General features: G+C 74.2%; 20 protein-coding genes. 10 read left to right on the top strand and 10 right to left on the bottom strand.

Features of this window, described 5'->3' with window-relative positions:
- Positions 1-180 precede the first annotated feature (180 nt).
- Entirely contained in the window at positions 181-687 is a 507-nt protein-coding gene (locus CLV72_RS19795; protein ID WP_106248609.1) for a nuclear transport factor 2 family protein, read from the bottom strand.
- A gap of 519 nt (positions 688-1,206) precedes the next feature.
- Here CLV72_RS19795 and CLV72_RS19790 point away from each other — a divergent pair.
- Positions 1,207-1,752, top strand: coding sequence for a hypothetical protein (locus CLV72_RS19790; protein WP_146159499.1), 546 nt, complete (start codon positions 1,207-1,209; stop codon positions 1,750-1,752).
- Positions 1,752-2,369 (top strand): OmpA family protein, encoded by a 618-nt coding sequence (locus tag CLV72_RS19785; protein ID WP_106248605.1) that lies wholly within the window; start codon positions 1,752-1,754, stop codon positions 2,367-2,369. The genes CLV72_RS19790 and CLV72_RS19785 overlap by 1 nt, the downstream gene beginning before the upstream one ends.
- Positions 2,370-2,593: 224 nt before the next feature.
- Here the strand turns inward: CLV72_RS19785 and thiE are convergent, their stop codons facing one another.
- The 4 genes from thiE to CLV72_RS19765 form a co-directional block, all read right to left on the bottom strand.
- Complete coding sequence (thiE, locus tag CLV72_RS19780; protein ID WP_211303015.1) at positions 2,594-3,256, bottom strand: thiamine phosphate synthase; 663 nt, start codon at positions 3,254-3,256, stop codon at positions 2,594-2,596.
- 63 nt (positions 3,257-3,319) lie between these two features.
- Positions 3,320-4,216 carry an NAD(+)/NADH kinase gene (locus CLV72_RS19775; RefSeq protein ID WP_106248602.1) on the bottom strand — a complete coding sequence of 299 codons (897 nt, stop codon included), beginning with the start codon at positions 4,214-4,216 and terminating at the stop codon, positions 3,320-3,322.
- 4 nt (positions 4,217-4,220) lie between these two features.
- Positions 4,221-5,228 (bottom strand): SPFH domain-containing protein, encoded by a 1,008-nt coding sequence (locus CLV72_RS19770; RefSeq protein ID WP_106248598.1) that lies wholly within the window; start codon positions 5,226-5,228, stop codon positions 4,221-4,223.
- Positions 5,229-5,319: 91 nt separating this feature from the next.
- Positions 5,320-5,997, bottom strand: a complete 678-nt coding sequence (locus tag CLV72_RS19765) for a FadR/GntR family transcriptional regulator (protein ID WP_106248596.1) — start codon at positions 5,995-5,997, stop codon at positions 5,320-5,322.
- 97 nt (positions 5,998-6,094) lie between these two features.
- On the opposite strand from CLV72_RS19765, the gene CLV72_RS19760 reads away from it, so the two are divergent.
- The 4 genes from CLV72_RS19760 (at position 6,095) to CLV72_RS19745 (ending at position 10,609) form a co-directional block, all read left to right on the top strand.
- Positions 6,095-7,660, top strand: a complete 1,566-nt coding sequence (locus CLV72_RS19760) for an MFS transporter (RefSeq protein WP_106248594.1) — start codon at positions 6,095-6,097, stop codon at positions 7,658-7,660.
- Positions 7,657-8,616: a dihydrodipicolinate synthase family protein gene (locus CLV72_RS19755; protein ID WP_106248591.1), complete on the top strand. Its 960-nt coding sequence runs from the start codon at positions 7,657-7,659 to the stop codon at positions 8,614-8,616. The genes CLV72_RS19760 and CLV72_RS19755 overlap by 4 nt, the downstream gene beginning before the upstream one ends.
- Positions 8,613-9,788: a sialidase family protein gene (locus CLV72_RS19750; protein WP_106248588.1), complete on the top strand. Its 1,176-nt coding sequence runs from the start codon at positions 8,613-8,615 to the stop codon at positions 9,786-9,788. Before CLV72_RS19755 ends, CLV72_RS19750 begins: the two co-directional genes overlap by 4 nt.
- A 95-nt stretch (positions 9,789-9,883) precedes the next feature.
- A complete protein-coding gene (locus CLV72_RS19745; protein WP_211302980.1) occupies positions 9,884-10,609 on the top strand; it encodes an NUDIX hydrolase in 726 nt (241 codons plus the stop codon).
- A 9-nt stretch (positions 10,610-10,618) separates the two neighbouring features.
- Here the strand turns inward: CLV72_RS19745 and CLV72_RS19740 are convergent, their stop codons facing one another.
- Positions 10,619-11,899 (bottom strand): DUF418 domain-containing protein, encoded by a 1,281-nt coding sequence (locus CLV72_RS19740; protein WP_106248582.1) that lies wholly within the window; start codon positions 11,897-11,899, stop codon positions 10,619-10,621.
- A gap of 168 nt (positions 11,900-12,067) precedes the next feature.
- Positions 12,068-13,135 carry a polyprenyl synthetase family protein gene (locus CLV72_RS19735; RefSeq protein ID WP_106249542.1) on the bottom strand — a complete coding sequence of 356 codons (1,068 nt, stop codon included), beginning with the start codon at positions 13,133-13,135 and terminating at the stop codon, positions 12,068-12,070.
- 137 nt (positions 13,136-13,272) lie between these two features.
- Between CLV72_RS19735 and metF the strand changes: the two genes are divergently transcribed.
- Entirely contained in the window at positions 13,273-14,220 is a 948-nt protein-coding gene (gene metF / locus CLV72_RS19730; RefSeq protein ID WP_106248580.1) for a methylenetetrahydrofolate reductase [NAD(P)H], read from the top strand.
- On the opposite strand, the gene CLV72_RS19725 is transcribed toward metF, so the two are convergent.
- Both CLV72_RS19725 and CLV72_RS19720 read right to left on the bottom strand, forming a co-directional pair.
- Positions 14,160-14,741: a GNAT family N-acetyltransferase gene (locus CLV72_RS19725; protein ID WP_106248578.1), complete on the bottom strand. Its 582-nt coding sequence runs from the start codon at positions 14,739-14,741 to the stop codon at positions 14,160-14,162. The genes metF and CLV72_RS19725 overlap by 61 nt on opposite strands.
- Before the next feature lie 59 nt (positions 14,742-14,800).
- Positions 14,801-15,316, bottom strand: a complete 516-nt coding sequence (locus CLV72_RS19720; RefSeq protein ID WP_106248575.1) for a YbaK/EbsC family protein — start codon at positions 15,314-15,316, stop codon at positions 14,801-14,803.
- Positions 15,317-15,627: 311 nt separating this feature from the next.
- On the opposite strand from CLV72_RS19720, the gene CLV72_RS19715 reads away from it, so the two are divergent.
- The gene (locus tag CLV72_RS19715; RefSeq protein WP_106248573.1) at positions 15,628-16,092 is read left to right on the top strand and encodes an SAV_6107 family HEPN domain-containing protein; all 465 of its coding nucleotides are present in this window, start codon (positions 15,628-15,630) and stop codon (positions 16,090-16,092) included.
- 87 nt (positions 16,093-16,179) lie between these two features.
- Here the strand turns inward: CLV72_RS19715 and bldD are convergent, their stop codons facing one another.
- Positions 16,180-16,674: a transcriptional regulator BldD gene (gene bldD, locus CLV72_RS19710; RefSeq protein WP_106248572.1), complete on the bottom strand. Its 495-nt coding sequence runs from the start codon at positions 16,672-16,674 to the stop codon at positions 16,180-16,182.
- A 444-nt stretch (positions 16,675-17,118) separates the two neighbouring features.
- On the opposite strand from bldD, the gene pyrR reads away from it, so the two are divergent.
- Together pyrR and CLV72_RS19700 are read left to right on the top strand one after the other, a co-directional pair.
- Positions 17,119-17,808: a bifunctional pyr operon transcriptional regulator/uracil phosphoribosyltransferase PyrR gene (pyrR, locus tag CLV72_RS19705; RefSeq protein ID WP_106248569.1), complete on the top strand. Its 690-nt coding sequence runs from the start codon at positions 17,119-17,121 to the stop codon at positions 17,806-17,808.
- Entirely contained in the window at positions 17,808-18,743 is a 936-nt protein-coding gene (locus CLV72_RS19700) for an aspartate carbamoyltransferase catalytic subunit (protein WP_106248567.1), read from the top strand. Before pyrR ends, CLV72_RS19700 begins: the two co-directional genes overlap by 1 nt.
- Positions 18,744-18,808 lie beyond the last annotated feature (65 nt).

The raw sequence follows: 18,808 nt of genomic DNA, 5'->3' as shown, positions 1-18,808 counted from the left end.
TCGAATGCCTTGATCGGACTATGGGGTGGAGGTGGAGTATCGAATTGAATCGAGTTCAATTTGATCTCCGGAACTCGCTTCCGAAGATCGGATAATCAATTCGATCACGGTTGTTCTGTGGCCTTGTGATCTGATTCGATCCCCGTCCTCGTGCGGGAACCGGATGAGCGCTGCGAACGCCTATTCGCAGTCGACGCAGTTGAGGTACTCCACGACGTCGGTGATCACACCGTCTTCGACCAGGTAGGCGTAGTGCAGCCCGATGTTGCTCTCGGTGGCGGAGGTCCACATGTAGTCGACCTGTACGCGGTAGCCGTCCCAGTAGGACTGGGCCACGTCGAGGCGCCCCTCCACCTCGATCAGTTCGGGCTGGAGGAAGTCCGCCATGATCTCCTCGCGGCCGGAGAAGATGCGGCCGACGGTGTACCACTGGGCGTCCTCGGCGATCAGTGCGGCGATGGCCTCGGCGTCGTGGGTGTTGGAGGCTTCCTCGAATTCCGCGACCACCGTTTCCGCTTCGATCTGTTCCGGGGTGCGCTCGTCGGCGGCTTCGGCGGCCACGGCGCTCGTCGACGGCTGCGCTGCCGGCTGCGATTCTCCGGCCTGCGCCGTGCACGCCGAAGAGGCGATCACGAGTAGGGCGGCCGCGGCGAAGGCGGCGAATCGGTTCTGATCAAGGATTGCCATTTTGATATTCCTTTCCGAAGCTGCGTGAATCAAAGCCTTGCATGGGGCGGCGCGCGTGGGCCAATAGTGCGTTTGCACTTCGTGATTTACGGCTCACGCCGTGTAGCTCTCGTTTTCGGTCTGCATTAAAGGGTGATGGAAGGGTGTGGAAACGGGACGGGTGCGAGCGGTGCGGGCCCTCGGCGACGGGTGTGGGGTGCGTCGGCGCGCGGACGTGCGCCGTCGTGCCGCGGGTCGCGCGGCGACCGGAAGGCGCGCCGTCGAGCGCCCGTGCCGCCCGGCTCCGGCTCCCGGGCCGCGGGTGCGAGGACCGGTCCCGCACTTCGCGGCAACTGAGTACTCACTTGAGCTGTGCGGATGCTACGGTGCTCCGGCCGGTGGGTGCGGCGGATGCGGGAAGTGGCTGCAGTCGGCTGGTTCGAGGCGAAAAGTCGGAACTTCGGCGGTGAATCAGTGGAACCTCAATTGAGTACTCACCGTCCGTGTAGGTGAACCAGACAGCAAGCGAAGGAGTGGACAGTGCGCACATCAGTGCAGGGAACGGCCGTGGCGGCGGCGATGCTCGCGGTGCTGGCCACCGGCTGCTCGCTGGCCGGCGCGGGCGAGGGGCCGGCGACCGGAGGCGGGGGCGGCGAGCCGGCCGCGGTCGGCGAGCCGGTGGACATCGGCACGGTGCTGGTCGAGGCGAGCTACCCGGTGCCCGGGCTGGCCGGCGGCAGCGCCGACATCGCCGTGCACGAGCTGCGGGTCAGGGAGCCGCTGGCGCGGCTCACCTTCTCGATCACCACCCACGACCCCGAGGGGGACGGGTGGACCAACCCCGACCTCGACAACACCTACGACGGTCTCGCCGTCTCGCTCATCGACACCGTCAACCTCAACCGGCACGTGGTGGTGGCCGACGGCAACCAGACCCCGCTGCGGACGCCGCCGGACACCGCCCTGGAGTACGGCCGGCCGACCACCCTCAGCTACACCTTCGCCGCACCCCCGGAGGACGTGACCGACATGGACGTGTACATCGGCGGCTTCCCGCCCTTCACCGACGTGCCCGTGGTGCGGTGATGCGCCCCCGTGAGCGCGCCCCGCGCCGCGCGGGCCCGCGGCCCCGCACCGGTCCGGTGCTGGCGCTGGCCGCCGCCGCGGCGGTGCCGGCGCTGATGGCCGCCGACTCCCGGCCGCAGGAGTGGCCGAGCCCGCCCGAGATCAACATCGCCGAATCGGTGCACGGGATCCCGTTCGAGGAACCGGAGCCCTTCACCTACGGCATCCCGCTCGACACCTTCATCCGGCCGGTCAGGACCGAGCAGGTCGAGGCGGGGGTCACCACCGTCAGCATCTCCTCCGACGTGCTGTTCGCCTTCGACGAGGCGGAGCTGGGCGAGCGGGCCCTGGCGACCGTCGAGGCGCTCGCCGCCGAGATCCAGGGCGCCGGCGGCACCGTCACCGTCGTCGGCCACACCGACGGCGTGGGAGACGACGACTACAACGCGGAACTGTCGCGGGACCGCGCCGAGGCGGTCCGCGCGGCGCTCCAGCAGGAACTGGGCGACGGCACGGCGATCGAGGCCGAGGGCCGCGGCGCCGAGGAGCCGGTCGCCGAAGAGACGGGCAGCGCCGAGGAGATCGCCGCTGCGCAGGCCGAGAACCGGAGAGTGGAGATCAGTTATGAGGGCCGTTAGTTTCGAAAGCGCCGCCCGCACGGCGTCGCGCAGCCGTCCGAGCTCGCGGGCGGGCGTCACCCGGGTCACCCGCCCGGCCAGACCCGTGCCGAGACCCCCCAGGACGCGCCGCTAGCGGCGCGCACCCCGCCGGCCCGGCGGACCGCGGCCCCCGCCGCCGTCCGCCGGGCCGTGCCGCGTACGCGGAGTCGCACCGCACCCCGCCCCGCACGGGCGAACGGGCGCTAGCCGGCGTCCACCGGCAGGGCGCGCAGCCGCCGGGCGAAAGCGCGGGCGGCGGCCTCGGGGTCCTCGGCGTCGGTGATCGCGCGGACGACCACCACCCGGCGCGCCCCGGCGGCCAGCACCTCGTCCAGATTGGCCAGGTCGATGCCGCCGATGGCGAACCACGGCCGCGGCGGGCGCAGGGCGGCCGTGGCGCGCAGCAGTTCGAGGCCGGCGGCGGCCCGGCCCGGCTTGGTGGGGGTGGCCCAGGTGGGGCCGGTGCACAGGTAGTCGACGCCGGGCTGCGCCATCGCGTCGGCCGCGAGCGCGGGGGTGCTGGTGGAGCGGCCGATCAGCGGGCCCTCGCCCAGGATCCGCCGGGCGTGCGGGACCGGCAGGTCGTTCTGGCCGAGGTGCAGGATGTCGGCTCCGGCGGCCAGCGCCACATCGGCGCGGTCGTTGACCGACAGCAGCGCGCCGTGCCGGTCGCAGGCGTCCCGGACCACCTCCAGGTACTCCAGCTCCTGCCTGGCCTCCAGGCCCTTGTCGCGCAGCTGGACCGCGTCGACGCCGCCGGCCAGCGCCGCGTCCAGGAACTCCGCCAGATCGCCCCGCTCGCGCCGGGCGTCGGTGCACAGGTACAGCCGCGCGTCGGCCAGCCGCGCGCGCAGGGGGTCGCTCAGCAGGGAGTCGGTCACCGGCCCAGGCTAGAGCAGCCGCGCCGCGGCGCCGCGCCCGGGCCCGGCTCAGGCGACGAGCTCCAGCCGGCGGCCGTCCACCGAGACCTGGGCGGCCTGCCCCCAGGCGAGGGTGAGGCGGTCGGCCTCGATGCCGTCGCCGAACACGACGAGCCCGTCGGACTCCGCGACCAGCCGCAGCGCCGCGCCGCCGGCCAGCCGCCCCTCGGTGCGGTCGGTGCCGGTGGACGGCGAGGCCCACGCCTCCCGGACGAACCAGGCCAGCGCGGCCTCGTCGGGCTCGGGCAGCCGCACCGTGCTGCGCGACTGCCGCCACACCGAGCCGCACCAGCCGGTGGCGCCGGTGCCGGTGCTGACCAGCACCCCCGACGACGCCTGCCGCTCGGCCTCGCCGTCGGCCGACTCCAGCCGGTAGCGGGCGGTCTGGTGGGTGGGGTGGCCGATGAAGACCTCGTTGAGGGCGCGCAGCTCCAGGCCGTCGTCGGTGCGCACCCGCACCATCGTGCGCCGCTGCACCGGCGCCCGCTCGGCGGCGGCGGCGCGCAGCAGCGGCGCCAGCGCCTCGGCGCGGTGCCGCACCAGCACACCGGGGTTGCGCCCGGGCTCGGGGTCGACCCCGATGACGGGCTGGCCGTCCAGGTACTTGGCGACATTGGCCACCAGGCCGTCCTGCCCGGCCACCACCACGATGTCGCCGGGCGCGAACAGGAAGCGGTCCAGGTCGGCGCGCTCGATCCGGCCGCGCCGCCAGTCGGCCGGGATCGCGGCCGAGATGGCGGCCAGCGCCCGCTCGACGGCCTGGTGGGAGCGGTCGATGTCGGCCGGGTCGCGGCCACGCTCGCGCAGGAAGAACGCGGCCTGCGCGTAGCTGCCGTGCCGGGCCAGCAGCCGGTCGCGCTCGGTGGCCCGGTGCACGACCACGACCCTGGGCGCCAGCGAGGTCACCGGCTCACCGCCGCTCCCGGGGGCCGGCGAGCCGGCCGAGCGCGGTGGTGAGGGTGTCGGGGGAGATGTTCAGCTGGCCGATCTGCGGCAGCTTGTCGGCCATCGACTCGGCCGCCAGCGCGAGCAGCACCCGGGGGTCGGCGTCGGTGTAGACGGCCATCCGGGCGGCCTCGGCGTCGGCCTGGGCCTGCCCGAGCACGCGCCGCGCCTCGGCGCGCACCTGCGCGGCGAGCCGGTCGCGCACCGCCTTGGCCTCGGCGGCGACCCGCTCGGCCTCGGCCGCCTCCTCGGCGCGGCGCCGCTCGTTGCGGCCGCGCTGGGTGACCAGCTGCTCCTCGCGGGCGGCCAGCTCGATCTGGTTGTGCAGCTCGTTCTCGGCGATGGCGCGCTCCTGCTCGACGGCGGTCGCGCGCCGCTCGTAGGTCGCCTTGTCGGCCAGCTGCTGGATGCGCTCGCGCTCGGGCGTGCGCAGGGCCCGCTCGACCTCGGCCTCGGGGCGGATCGCCACCACGCGCACGCCGATCACCTGGGTGCCGGTCTCGGTCAGCCGCTCGTCGTCGGCGAGGCCGGCGGAGACGGCCCGCCGGGTGCGGTCGACGCCCTCGGTGACCGCCTCGCGCAGGCCGAGGCGGGCGATCTCGGCGATGCCGTACTGCTGCGCCGTCTCGGTGAGCAGCACGCCCAGCTGCTCCAGCGGGGCCGAGCGCCAGGTGCCCCGGTCGGGGTCGATGTCGAAGTCAAGCCGCCGGGCGGCGGTCTCGGGATCGGTGATCCGGTAGGTGAGCGTGCCCTGGACGGAGACGTCCTGGAAGTCGGCGGTCCTGGCGTGGAAGCCGAGCGGCAGCTCCCGGTCGCCCACCGGCACCTCGCTGATGGCGGCGGTGAGCGCCCGGTACCAGAACGACAGGCCCACGCCTTCGTGCGCCACCCGGCCCCCGCGCAGGTGGCGCACGTAGCTGGTCGGACCGCAGCGCAGGTGCCGCCAGACCAGCCTGCGGTGGACGTCTGCCATGGAAGATCCTCCTTATCGTCGGGTTGACCCTAACTCTGGAGAGAGTTGTCGTCAATCTGACATTTGGGGGATCATCCGAAGCGGAGCGTCCTCAGGCGCGGGCGTCCAGCCGGGCCACCCGCTGCTCGATGTCGCCGAAGTGCCGCACCAGCGCCTCGCGCGCCCGCACGGCGTCGCCCGCCCGCACCGCGTCGGCGATGACCCGGTGCGCCCGGCCGATCTCGCCGGGGTCGTCGCCCGGCGGCTCAAGGTCGGACTCGACCTGGTGGTAGACGGTCCAGAACAGCTCGATCAGCTCCACGGCCAGCCGGTTGGGCACCCGCCGGTACAGGACCTCGTGGAAGTGCTGGTCGGCGGCTGACAGCTCGCCCGCGTCGATGGCGGAGGCGGCGGCGTCCAGTTCGGCCAGGAAGTCCTCGTCGGCCCGCTCGACCACCTGCTCGATCAGCGACGCCTCCAGGGTGCGGCGGATCTCCAGCATGTCGCGCAGCGCCGAGGCGCCCGAGCGCACGGACTGGCGGGTGCTGTAGAGCAGTCCGGGCGTGAAGGCGGTGAGCGGCGCCTGGCCGACGAAGGTGCCGTGGCCGTGCCGGATCTCGATGATGCCCAGGGTGTGCAGCGCGCGCAGCGCCTCGCGCACGGAGTTGCGGCTGGCGCCCAGCTCGTCCACCAGGCGCGGCTCGGCGGGCATCGGCGCCCCCGGGGCGAGCCCGCGCGCCAGTATCAGGTCGATGATCCGGTCCTGCAGCCGCCGGCCGTTCGGTGCCATCGAACTCCTCTTGTCAGTCGCCACGGTCGAGCGTACTGTACGCAGACATCCCACGTCCTACGTGTTCCCCATCACGGCACCGTATGTGGAGGCCCACATGTCCCCGCCCCAGCGATCGGCCGGTGTGCGCTGGTACCGGCAACTCGACCGCAAGGACTGGAAGGCGTTCTTCGCCGCCTGGCTCGGCTACGCGATGGACGGCTTCGACTTCGTGCTGATCACGCTGGTCCTCACCGAGGTCGGGCGCGAGTTCGGCCTGGACACCGTCGCCACCGCGAGCCTGGTGTCGGCCGCCTTCATCTCGCGCTGGTTCGGCGGCCTGGCGCTCGGCGCCGTCGGCGACCGCTACGGGCGGCGGCCCGCCATGGTTGCCAGCATCGTGCTGTACTCCGTCGGCACCTTCGCCTGCGGGCTCGCCGTCGGCTACTGGACCCTGTTCATCGCCCGGCTGGTGGTGGGCATCGGCATGGCCGGCGAGTACAGCGCCAGCGCCACCTACGTCATCGAGAGCTGGCCCCGGGCGCTGCGCAACCGCGCCAGCGGCTTCCTGATCTCCGGCTTCTCCCTCGGCGGCGTACTGGCCGCGCAGGCCTACGCGCTGATCGTGCCGGCCCTCGGCTGGCGGGCGCTGTTCTTCGTCGGCATCGTGCCCATCGTGCTGGCGCTGTGGCTGCGCCGCAGCATCCCCGAGGCGCCCGACTGGCAGCACCAGGCCGCCGCCGGGCGCGAGGCGTCCTTCATCGAGGTGCTGTACACCGGCCGCCGGGCGCCCCTCAACGTGATCGCGACGGTCCTGGTGGCCGGGGCCCTGTTCGGCATCTTCGCCGTCGGCGCCCAGGGCTGGGCGGTGTGGCTGCTCATCGCGGTCGCCGCGGCCGGACTGCTCTCCTTCGCCGCCCAGTTCGCCGGGGCGCAGACCCCGATGATGGTCACGCTGATCGTGGTCGTCTTCTGCGCCTTCCTGTACTCCTGGCCGATCCAGGCGCTGCTGCCCACCTACCTGGAGACGGAGCTGGACTACACGCCGGCGCAGGTCAGCGGTGTGCTCGCCTTCTCCGGCTTCGGCACCATGGTGGGCTGCTGGATCGCCGGCTTCATCGGCGACTGGCTGGGCACCCGGCGCGCCTACGTCATCAGCCTGTCGGCCTCGCTGGTCTTCATCGTGCCGGTCTTCGGGCTCGGCGGCGACCTGCTCGTGGTCCTCGGCGTGCTGCTCTTCTGCCAGCAGGCCTTCGGCCAGGGCATCTCCGGCCTGCTGCCCAAGCTCGTCGGCGGCTACTTCCCCACCACGAGGCGCGCCGCGGGCCTCGGCTACACCTACAACGTCGGCGCGCTCGGCGGCGCGGTCGCGCCCGTGCTCGGCGCGCAGATCGCCGAGCGCACCAGCCTGGCGGTGGCGCTTGGCGGACTCGCCTTCGCACTGACCGCCGTCGTCATCGTGCTGATCGCGGTGGACGCGCCCGCACGCGTGCAGCGGCTGTTCACCCCCGGCGCCGACCTGATGGTCGACCACACCACCGACGCCGACCAGGTGGCGCCCGAGCTGCGCGCGCCCGCCGCCGCCCCGGGCGGTGCGCCCACCGGGGGAACCGGAGCAACCAAGGAAACCAAGGAAACCAAGGAAACCAAGGGAACCCAGGGAACGGAGCCCGACAGCCGATGACGACCACTCCCGCCACCGAGCGCCCGCCCGTACTGGACCGGGGGGTGATCCCGCCGCTGTGCACCCCGCTGACTCCCGACGGCGAGGTCGACGACGCCTCGCTGCGGCGGCTGGTGGACTTCCTGGTCGACGCCGGCGTGAGCGGCCTGTTCGTCACCGGGTCCACCGGCGAGGTCGCCTACCTCACCGACCGGCAGCGGCTGCACACCCTGCGCACGGTCGTGGACGCCGCCGCCGGCCGGGTGCCGGTGGCCGCCGGGATCGTGGACACCGCCACCCGGCGCGTCGCCGACCACGCCCGGGCCGCCCGCGACGGCGGCGCCGACGCCCTGGTGGCCACGGCGCCCTTCTACGTGCCCACCCATCCCGCCGAGATCCGCGCCCACTTCCGCGCGCTGCGCTCCGCCACCGAGCTGCCGCTGCTCGCCTACGACATCCCGTCCTTCACCCACACCAAGCTCCCGCCCGGCCTGGTCGCCGAACTGGCCGACGAGGGCGCCATCGACGGCCTCAAGGACAGCAGCGGCGACATCGACGCGCTCCGCTCGGTGCTCGAAGCCGTCACCGCGCCGCGCTTCCGGGTCTTCACCGGCTCCGAGACCATCGCCGACGTCGGCCTGCGGCTGGGCGCGCACGGCATCGTGCCCGGCCTCGGCAATGTGGACCCGCACGGCTACGTGCGGCTCCAGGCGGCGGCCGAGGCCGGCGACTGGGCCGCGGCCGAGCGCGAGCAGGCCCGGCTGCGCGCCCTGTTCGGCCTGATCAAGGCGGGCGATCCGGCCCGGATGGGGCCGTACTCCTCCGCGATCGGCGCCTTCAAGGAGGGCCTGCGGCTGCGCGGCGCCATCGCCCACGCCACCACCAGCACCCCGATGGTGCCGCTCGACGGCGCCGAGCGGGCCGCCGTCCGCGACCACCTCGCCGCCGCCGGACTCATCGAGAAGGGAACCGCATGACCCGCACCCTGCGCACCGCCGCGGCCTGCGCCGCGCTGGCCGCGGCCGGCTGCCTGGCCGCCGCCCCGGCCCAGGCCGCTTCGCGGCCCCAGGAGTCGACCGTCTTCGCGGCCGGCACCGACGGCTACGACACCTTCCGCATCCCCGCCGTGGTCGAGGCGGCCGACGGCGACCTGCTCGCCTTCGCCGAGGGCCGCCGCACCGGCGCCGGCGACACCGGCGACATCGACCTGGTCCTGCGCCGCTCCGGCGACGGCGGGCGCAGCTGGGGCCCGCTCCAGGTCGTCGGCGACAACGGCCCGAACACCTTCGGCAACCCCGTCCCCGTGGTGGACCCCGCCACCGGCCGGGTGGTGCTGCTCAGCACCCACAACGCCGGCGACGCCCACGAGAGCGCCATCCGCCGCGGCGAGGTCGACGCCGCCGACAGCCGCCGGGTCTGGGTGCAGTACTCCGACGACGACGGCGCCACCTGGAGCGAGCCCCGGGAGATCACCGCCGAGGTCAAGCGGCCCGACTGGCGCTGGTACGCCACCGGGCCGGTGCACGGCATCGCGCTGGAGGAGGGCCCGCACGCCGGGCGCCTGGTCGTTCCCGCCAACCACTCCGCCGCCCCGCCCGAGGGCAGCGGCGACCAGGGCGACGAGGACGCCTACTACGGCGCCCACCTGCTCTACAGCGACGACGGCGGCGCCAGCTGGGAGATCGGCGCCGTGGACGACGCCTACGAGGGCGAGGTCAACGGCAACGAGACCACCGTCGCCGAACTGCCCGGCGGGACCATCTACGTCAACAGCCGCGACCAGAACGGCACCGCCGCGGGCACCAGGGCGAGCGCGCTGAGCACCGACGGCGGCGCCTCCCTCGCCGCCCCGCTCGCCCCCGAGCCCGAGCTGACCGCCCCCGTCGTCCAGGGCAGCGTCCTGCAGGCCGAGCGCGGGCCGCTGCTGTTCGCCGCGCCCGCCGACCCCTCGGCGCGCCGCGCGCTCACCGTGCGGGCCAGCACGGACGGCGGGGAGTCCTGGCCGCGCTCCTACCGGCTGTCGGACGCCCCGGCCGCCTACTCCGACCTGGTCCAGCTCAACGCCGCCACCGTGGGCGTGCTGTACGAGACCGGTACGGCCGGACCCTACGAGCGGATCGCCTTCCACCGGCTGCGGCTGCGGCCCTGAAGCACCCCGGGGCCGGTGCGGGCGTGAGCCGCGCCGGCCCCGGGGGCAGGGGCGAAAGCCCTGTTCTCGTCAGTGTGACGACTATGATCGCAGGTATGGACGCCCCAGCCCCGCCCACCGGATACCGGCCTGACGCCTTCCCGCCCTTCGCGGTCACCGTCGACCTGATCGTGCTCACGATCCAGGACGACCGCCTGCGGGCGGTCGTGGTGGAGCGGGGGGTGGACCCCTACGCAGGGGCGTGGGCGCTGCCGGGCGGCTTCGTCCGCATCGACGAGGACCTGCCGGAGGCGGCCTCCCGGGAGCTGGCCGAGGAGACCGGGCTCACCGCCGCCGACGTCCACCTGGAGCAGGTCGCCAGCTACGGCCGGCCCGGCCGCGACCCCCGGATGCGGGTGGTCACCATCGCGTACCTGGCGCTGGCCGCGCACCTGCCCGAGCTGCGGCCGGGCACCGACGCCAGCGCCGCCCGCTTCGCCGACGTGGACGAGCTGCTGGGCCGGCCCGGCGCGCTGGCCTTCGACCACGGCCGGCTGCTGGCCGACGGGGTGGAGCGGGCCCGCGCCAAACTGGAGTACTCCCCGCTGGCCACCGCCTTCTGCCCGCCGGAGTTCACCGTGGCCGAACTGCGGCGGGTGTACGAGGTGGTGTGGGGGGTGTCGCTGGACCCGCGCAACTTCCACCGCAAGGTCACCGGCACGCCCGGCTTCCTGGTGCCCACTGGGCGCAGCACCGCCCGCCAGGGCGGCCGCCCGGCCGCGCTGTTCCGGGTCGGCGACACCCAGGTGCTGCACCCGCCGATCACCCGCCGCGACGGCTGAGCACCGCGCTCAGCCGCCCGGGCGCGGCGCTGGACGGCCGTAGGCGAGTCGGCGCAGCAGGACCTCGGCCGGGGCGCGCCGGCCGTAGCGTTCGAGCAGCCAGGCCGCTGCCACCGTGGCCAGCCAGGTGGCGCCGGCCAGCGCGGCCGTCGCCGCGTTGCCCAGCTGCGCGCCCAGTGCCAGCGTGTAGGGCGAGAACAGCGCCACCCAGACGACGGACTGGACGAGGTAGCCCGACAGCGAGCGGCGCCCCAGCGCGGCGAGCGCCCCGATCACGCCTTGGTGGGCCGGCGGCGCGGAGCCGGCGGGCGTGCCGGCGCGGCGCCCCTCGAACCAGAGCGCGACCAGCCCGAACAGCGCCGCGTAGCCCGGGCCGGCCGCCAGGCCGGTCAGGTAGTGCAGGCCGAAGGCGCTGCCCGCCACCGCCTCGTCGGTGGGGAAGGCGCCGGCCGCGGCCAGTCCGAGCGGCGCGCCGCCGAGGTAGGCGGCGCCGAGGCCCACGACGGCGACCAGCACCAGCGTGCGGCGGTGCGCGGCGGGGTCGTCCAGCAGCCGGTGCCGGGCGGCCCAGACCCCGGTCAGCACGGCCGGGATCAGGAAGACGCCGAGCCCGACGGCGCTGGCCGGCCACTCGATCAGCCGGTCCACCACCGAGGCGGGGTAGTCGGGCGCGCTCACCGACTGAAGGACGAAGCTCGTCGCCCCGGCCGGCCCCGGTTCCGTCATCAGCGCCAGGGTGACGGCCAGGCCGACCAGGCTGAACAGCGAGCCGACGGCCAGCACGCCCATCCAGATCCACACCACCACGCGCAGACTGCCCTCCCGGCTGAACAGCAGGAAGGCGGTGATCAGCAGCCCGCACACGCCGTAGGGGCCGAGGATGTCGCCGGAGAACAGCAGCAGTCCGTGCACTGCGCCGAAGGCCACCAGCCAGCCGTTGCGCCGCATCAGCACCCTGCGGGTGGCGGCCCGGTCGACCCCCGCGGCCTCCTGGCGGCCGGCCAGCTGCACCATGCCGTAGCCGAACAGGAAGGCGAACATCGGGTACGCGCGGCCGTCGACGAAGGTCAGCAGCGCGAAGTTCACCACCCGGTCGGCGAGCGAGCCGCCCGCCAGCTTCCCGCGCAGTCCGATCTCCTGGCCCCACAGGAACAGCGGGCTGTTGGCCAGCGCGATGAACAGCAGCGCCGCGCCCCTGGCCAGGTCGGGCGCGAGCGAGCGCTCGCGGGGCTGCACCGGGCCCCGGGCCGCGGGACCGGGGGCGGGTCTGTCGGGTGCGGGATCGCTCATCGGGACTCCACGGCCTGGTCGGTTGCGGCGGGCGGTCGAAGGCGGAACGGCAGGCGGACGCGGAGGGCCCAGCGGCCGACATAATGAGACATATCGTGTCCGCCGCCCAGCCTGCCGGAACTCCGGCGAACCGGCCGAAGGCGGTACCGCGCCGTTATGATCCCGTGATCAGGTGCGCCGGACGGTGGCCGCCACCGCCAGCCCGGCCAGCGCGCTACGGCTGACCGGGTCCAGGGCGGGGCTGTCCAGCGCCGCCGTCGCCTCGGCCGCGTAGGTCTCGATGTGCCGCTCGCAGGCGGCCAGCGCCCCGCAGCCCTCGATGATCTCGCGCAGCCGGTCGACCGCGTCGGGGCCGAGCGCGGGGTCGCCCAGGCAGCGCCGGAACTCCGCCGCCGCCGGCGGCGCGGCCCGGCGCAGGGTCTCGGCGGCCAGCACGGTGCGCTTGCCCTCGCGCAGGTCGTCGCCTGCCGGCTTGCCGGTCTCGGCCGGATCGCCGAAGACGCCGAGCACGTCGTCGCGGAGCTGGAAGGCGACGCCGAGCGGCAGGCCGTACGCGGTGTACACCGGGCCGAGCGCGTCCAGCGCGCCGGCCAGCGCCGCCCCCAGGTGCAGCGGCCGCTCGATGGTGTACTTGGCGGTCTTGTAGCGCACCACCCGCAGCGCCGTCTCGGCCGACTCGGCCCCCGAGACCTGCCCGATCAGGTCAAGGTACTGGCCGGCCATCACCTCGGTGCGCATGGCGGCGTACACCGGCCCCCCGGCGGCCAGCGCCGCGGTGTCCAGGCCGCTACGCCGGTACATCTCCTCCGACCAGGCGAGGAAGAGGTCGCCGATCAGGATCGCGGCGCCCGAGCCGAAGGCGTCGTCGGAGCCGAGCCAGCCCTCGCGGGCGTGCAGCTTGCCGAACCTGCGGTGCACCGATGGGCTGCCGCGCCGGGTGTCGCTGCCGTCGATCAGGTCGTCGTGGACCAGGGCGCAGCCCTGGAGCAGCTCCAGCGAGGCGGCCGCCGCCACCACGCCGGGGTCGTCGGGACGCCCGGCGCCGCGCCAGCCCCAGTAGCAGAACGACGGGCGCAGCCGCTTGCCGCCCGCGACGAAGTCGCGCATGGCGTCGTGCACCGGGGCCAGCTCCGCGCCGATGGCGAGCAGGCCGGGGCGCTGCCCGTCGAGGAAGTCGTCGAGCGCGGCCGCGAAACGGCCGCGCAGCTCGTCGTCGGCCGGACGCGCGATCACCATGCGGTCGAGGGTAACGCGCGCCTGCGCGAACACCACACCAGGCCGTCGGCGCGTTTCCGTGCCCGGCGGCGCCGCCGGGCCGCCGATCCGGGCGAGCGGGCGCACCGCACCGGCCCTTCTTGGCTAGTCTTGGCGCCATGCTTGCCGAACCGCGCGGGTCCGCCCGGCCGCACCACCGCCGGCACATCCGCGAGCTGCTGGCCGAGGGGCGGCCGACCTTCTCCTTCGAGTTCTTCCCGCCCAAGTCCGACGACGGCGAGCGCGTGCTGTGGCGGTCCATCCGCGATCTGGAGGCGCTGCGCCCGTCCTTCATCTCGGTCACCTACGGCGCCGGCGGCGGCACCCGCGACCGCACCGTCGACACCACCGAGCGGATCGCCACCGACACCACCCTGCTGCCGGTCGCGCACCTCACCGCGGTGAACCACTCCGTGCGCGAGCTGCGCCACCTCGCCGGGCGCTTCGCCTCGGTGGGGGTCTGCAACGTCCTCGCGGTGCGCGGCGACCCTCCCGGCGACCCCCAGGGCGAGTGGGTCCGGCACCCCGAGGGCGTCGATTACGCCGAGGAGCTGGTCCGGCTGCTGCGCGGCAGCGGCGACTTCTGCGTCGGCGTCGCCGCCTTCCCCTACAAGCACCCCCGCTCGCCCGACATCGCCTCCGACACCGAGCACTTCGTCCGCAAGTGCCGGGCCGGCGCCGACTACGCCATCACCCAGATGTTCTTCGACGCCGACGACTACCTGCGGCTGCGCGACCGGGTGGCGGCGGCCGGCTGCGAGGTGCCCATCCTGGCCGGGGTGATGCCGGTGACCCGCTTCGGCACCATCGAGCGCTCGGTGCAGCTGTCGGGGGCGCCTTTCCCGCCCGCGCTGGCCGCGCAGTTCGAGGCGGTGGCCGACGACCCCGCCGCCGTGCGCGAGATCGGCATGGACCAGGCCACCCGGATGTGCCAGCGGCTGCTCGACGAGGGCGTGCCCGGCATCCACTTCATCACCATGAACCGCTCCACGGCCACCCGCGAGATCTACCAGCGGCTGAGCGCCCCCGAGCCGGCCAGCGGCAGCCGCGCGCCCATCACGGCGTAGGGCTCGCCGGAGCCCGGGAAGAAGAAGCCGGTCAGCACGTCGGCGAAGCCCACCGACCGGTAGAGCCGGCGCGCCCGCGACTCCACGTCGGGCGTCGACAGCACGGCGGTGCGCTCCGGCAGGCCGCGCGACAGCCGGTCCAGCAGCGCCCTGCCGATCCCGCGCGCCTGCCAGCCGGGCCGCACGTGCAGCTCGGCCAGCTCCCAGGCGTCGCCCAGCCACCGCCCGTACTCGTGCGGGCCGGTCGCCTGGGTGATGCCGGAGCCGACCACGTCGTGCCACCACTGGCCGGGCGCGCCGTGGAAGCCGTAGCCGAAGCCGACGGGCTCGCCCGCCACGTCGGCCACCACCGCGCGGAACCGGGGATGGCCGGAGTGCTCGGTCAGGATGTCGCGCCGCCCCGGCAGCTGCTCGGCGGGCGGCCGCTTGGCCGACTGGTAGATCTCCAGCAGCGCCGGCAGCGCGTGCCGGAACGCGGGCGCCGCGAGTTCGCTGAACCCGACCGCCGGGGTGGTCTCCATGCGTTCATTGTGGTGCGTGCCGGGACGGGATCGCACCGTCTCGGCCGGGCCGGCCGGTGCTAGCGGCGCGCTTCGCCGCCTTCGTCGGGACCGGGCACCACGTCGACCGCTTCGCCGCCGGTGATGCGGACCAGTTCGGCGAAGCTGGTCGGGAAGACGGTGTGCGGGTGGCCGGCGGCGGCCCAGACGACGGGGTGGCGGGCCAGCCAGGTGTCGACCAGGGTCCGCACGGGGGAGGGGTGGCCGACGGGGGCGACGCCGCCGATGGGCTGGCCGGTGGCGGCGCGGACGAAGTCGGGGTCGGCGCGGCGGACGGCGGCGGCGCCGATCAGGGCCGCGACGTGGGCGGTGTCGACGCGGTGTGCGCCGCTGGTGAGGACGAGCAGCGGGCGCGGCTCGGCGCCCTCGGCGGCGACCGAGGCGAACAGCAGGCTGTTGGCGATCGCACCGACCTCGCAGCCGAGCTGGGCGGCGGCGGTGGCCGCGGACGGCGCGGGCTCGGGCAGTTCGCGCACGGCCCCTTCGACGGACAGCTCGCGCAGCCGGGCGGCGACCTTCTCCACGCGTGGGTGCATGGCCGAATGCTAGCGAAGCCCGCGAGTGTCAGAGCCCCGGCTTACCGTGAGGCCATGCACGCATCGAACAGGGATTCGAAACTCCTTGACTCGGCCCGCGGTGCCGGGTTTACTGGAGTCGAGTCGAACGCACGTTCGATTGTGTGGATGTCAACCGTGCCGGTCGCTGCGGTCAGGGGCAGCGTGCCGGTCTGCGTGGGACCGCTTCTCTCGTGCCCCCGGGAGGTCCCTCGCACGGGCGGTTGGGCGGGAGGAGGGGAAGCCTCCCGCCCAACCGGGCCGCGTCTCTCCGAGGCAAGGAGGCCGACACCATGAACGACGCGCCGACCGGATCCGACCCCACTCTCTCGACCGTCAGCGACCAGCCGAAGCTGTCGCCATCGGTGCTCGCCATCCTCTCCGACGCCCGCCGCCACCTCCTGGAGGCGATCGACGCGCCCACCCCGGGACTGCGCTACGTCGAGGCCCACCTCGCCGCGCTGCGCGCGGCCGCCACCGTGGTGGCGGCGCGCAGCCATCCGCTCACCGGCACGGGCCGGCGCCGGGTGCGCAGTGCGTGGGAGCTGCTGAGCGAGGCGGCGCCCGAGCTCAACGGCTGGGCGGCCTTCTTCGCCGGCGGCGCCGACAAGCGGGCCGCGGCCGAGGCGGGCCAGGCCGTCGCGGAGGCCGACGCCGATGCCCTGATGGAGGACGCCCAGACCTTCCTGGCGCTGGTCGAGACCACGCTGGGCCTGCCCGGGCAGCCGGTGCTGCCGCTGGAGCGGCGCAGGCCGTGACGGCCCGGCCAGGTGACGGGGAAGCGTGCCGCCTGGCCGGGTCCGGCTCCGAGCCGTCGGCCGCCGCGGGGGCGCGGCCGGCCGCCGTCAGAAGGAGTCGACGGCGCGCCGCGCCTCCGGGTCGAGCACGCCCCAGCCGATCAGCTCCTCGGTGAGGTCGCTGGGCGACTTGTCGTAGATGACGGCGAGCGAGCGCAGGTCCTCCTGGCGGATGGACAGCACCTTGCCGTTGTAGTCGCCGCGCTGGCTCTGGATGGTCGCCACGTAGCGCGCCAGCGGCCCGGCCTTCTCCTTGGGCAGCTGCTGCATGCGCTCAAGGTCGATGACCAGCTTCGGCGTGGGGCCGAGCGGGCTCGGCGTCACCCCGCCGGGCAGCAGCTCGGACACGGGCACCCCGTAGAAGTCGGCCAGTTCGGCGAGCTTCTGCACCGTGACGGCGCGGTCGCCGCGCTCGTACGAGCCCACCACGACCGCCTTCCAGCGGCCGTGCGACTTCTCCTCGACCCCGTGGAGGGACAGCCCCTGCTGGGTGCGGATGGCGCGCAGGCGCGCCCCGAGCGATTTCGCGTATTCGGATGGCATGGTCTCGGCTCCCGGCCTGTTTCGAATCTTCCGCACAGGCGGGTGGCCCCCGGTCGCCTCGCCTGGTTTGGTTACGGACAGTGACGGTAAAACGGTAGCGCCCCCAGGTCAAGCTCAATGTCAAAAACGGGTCCAATCGGTGTCCTTATGCGCGCCCCGGATACGGGCCGCGAACGACCACGTTTCCGACATTACGGTCCGGCGCCGATGTTGGAATCCCTTGCATAGCAGGGCTTTTCGCCGTCGGCGGGCTCGCGGGGGCGCTTCGGCCGGACGCGCCAGGCGGCGCGGCGGGCGGGCGGAAATCGATCTCCACCTGTTACACAGCGCACACTGCCGCAGGTCAGCACCAGATCGACCACGGGGGCGCTGCTGGTACGGTGTGGACGTTCGACGTCCTTTAACGACCCGTCCCGTGAGGCGGGGAAGGAGGTCTGCCTCTCCATGCCTGCCGAACCCGCCGAATCCGCCGCGCCCTCCGGCCCATGGTCGCAGACGCCGGCGCCACCGTCCGGCGGACCGCCCGGACGGCGCGAAGGTGAGCAAGACCACACCTCCGCCCGTGCCGTCCTGGAGGGCCCCGACATCCGGCGGGCGCTCACCCGGATCGCGCACGAGATCCTGGAGCGCACCAAGGGCGGCACCGACATCGTCCTGTTGGGCATCCCCACCCGCGGCGTCACCCTCGCCGAGCGGCTGGCCCGCCGGATCGAGGAGGTCGAGGGCCGCCCGGTCCCGTGGGGCTCGCTCGACATCACGATGTACCGCGACGACCTGCGGCTGCGCCCGGCCCGCGCCCTGGGCCGCACCGAGCTCCCGCCCGACGGCGTCGACGGCCGCCTGGTGGTGCTCGTCGACGACGTGCTCTTCTCCGGCCGCACCGTGCGCGCCGCCCTGGACGCCCTGGGCGACCTCGGCCGCCCCCGCGCCGTGCAGCTGGCCATCCTGGTCGACCGCGGCCACCGCCAGCTGCCCATCCGGGCCGACTACGTCGGCAAGAACCTGCCCACCTCGCTGCGCGAGACGGTCAAGGTGCAGCTGGCCGAGAACGACGGCCGCGACGCCGTGCTGCTGGACAAGCGCGCCGACACCCCCGGAGCCGGGCGCGAACGCGACGGAAGGGACCCGCGCTGATGCTGCACCTCATCTCGGCCGCGGACCTCTCCCACTCCGACGCCGTGCTCATCCTGGACACCGCCGAGGAGCTGGCGCAGGTCGGCGACCGCTCGGTCAAGAAGCTGCCCACCCTGCGCGGGCGCACCGTGGTGAACCTCTTCTTCGAGGACTCCACCCGCACCCGCATCTCCTTCGAGGCCGCCGCCAAGCGGCTCTCCGCCGACGTGCTGAACTTCGCCGTCAAGGGGTCGAGCGTGTCCAAGGGCGAGAGCCTGAAGGACACCGCGCTCACCCTGGAGGCCATGGGCGCCGACGGCGTGGTGATCCGGCACAACGCCTCGGGCGCCCCCTACCGGCTGGCCGAGTGGGTCCGCGGCAGCGTGATCAACGCGGGCGACGGCACCCACGAGCACCCCACCCAGGCGCTGCTGGACGCCTTCACGATGCGCCGCAGACTCGGCCGGCTGGCCGACCTGCGGGTCACCATCGTCGGCGACGTGCTGCACAGCCGGGTGGCCCGCTCCAACGTCGCCCTGCTGCACACCCTCGGCGCCCAGGTCACCCTGGTCGCGCCGCCCACCCTGCTGCCGGTGGCGGTCGAGACCTGGCCGTGCGAGGTCGCCTACGACCTCGACTCCGCGCTGCCCAAGAGCGACGTCGTGATGATGCTGCGGGTGCAGCGCGAGCGCATGCAGGCGGCGTACTTCCCCAGCGCACGCGAGTACAGCCGCCGCTACGGCCTGGACGCCGAGCGGATGGCGCGGCTGCCCGACGACGCCATCGTGATGCACCCCGGCCCGATGAACCGGGGCATGGAGATCGCCGCGGAGGTGGCCGACTCGCCCAGGTCGACCATCGTCGAGCAGGTCGCCAACGGCGTCAGCGTGCGCATGGCCGTCCTGTACCTGCTGCTGGGCGGATCGGAACCGGCACTCGGGGGAGGAGAGCGGTGACCCACACCGTGACGACGGAGACGGGCGCGGCGGCCGGCGGCGGCCGCCCGCGCCGGCTGCACATC

The sequence above is a fragment of the Allonocardiopsis opalescens genome (assembly GCF_003002095.1).
Taxonomy (GTDB): domain Bacteria; phylum Actinomycetota; class Actinomycetes; order Streptosporangiales; family Streptosporangiaceae; genus Allonocardiopsis; species Allonocardiopsis opalescens.
This window is presented reverse-complemented; position numbering and strand designations above follow the sequence as displayed.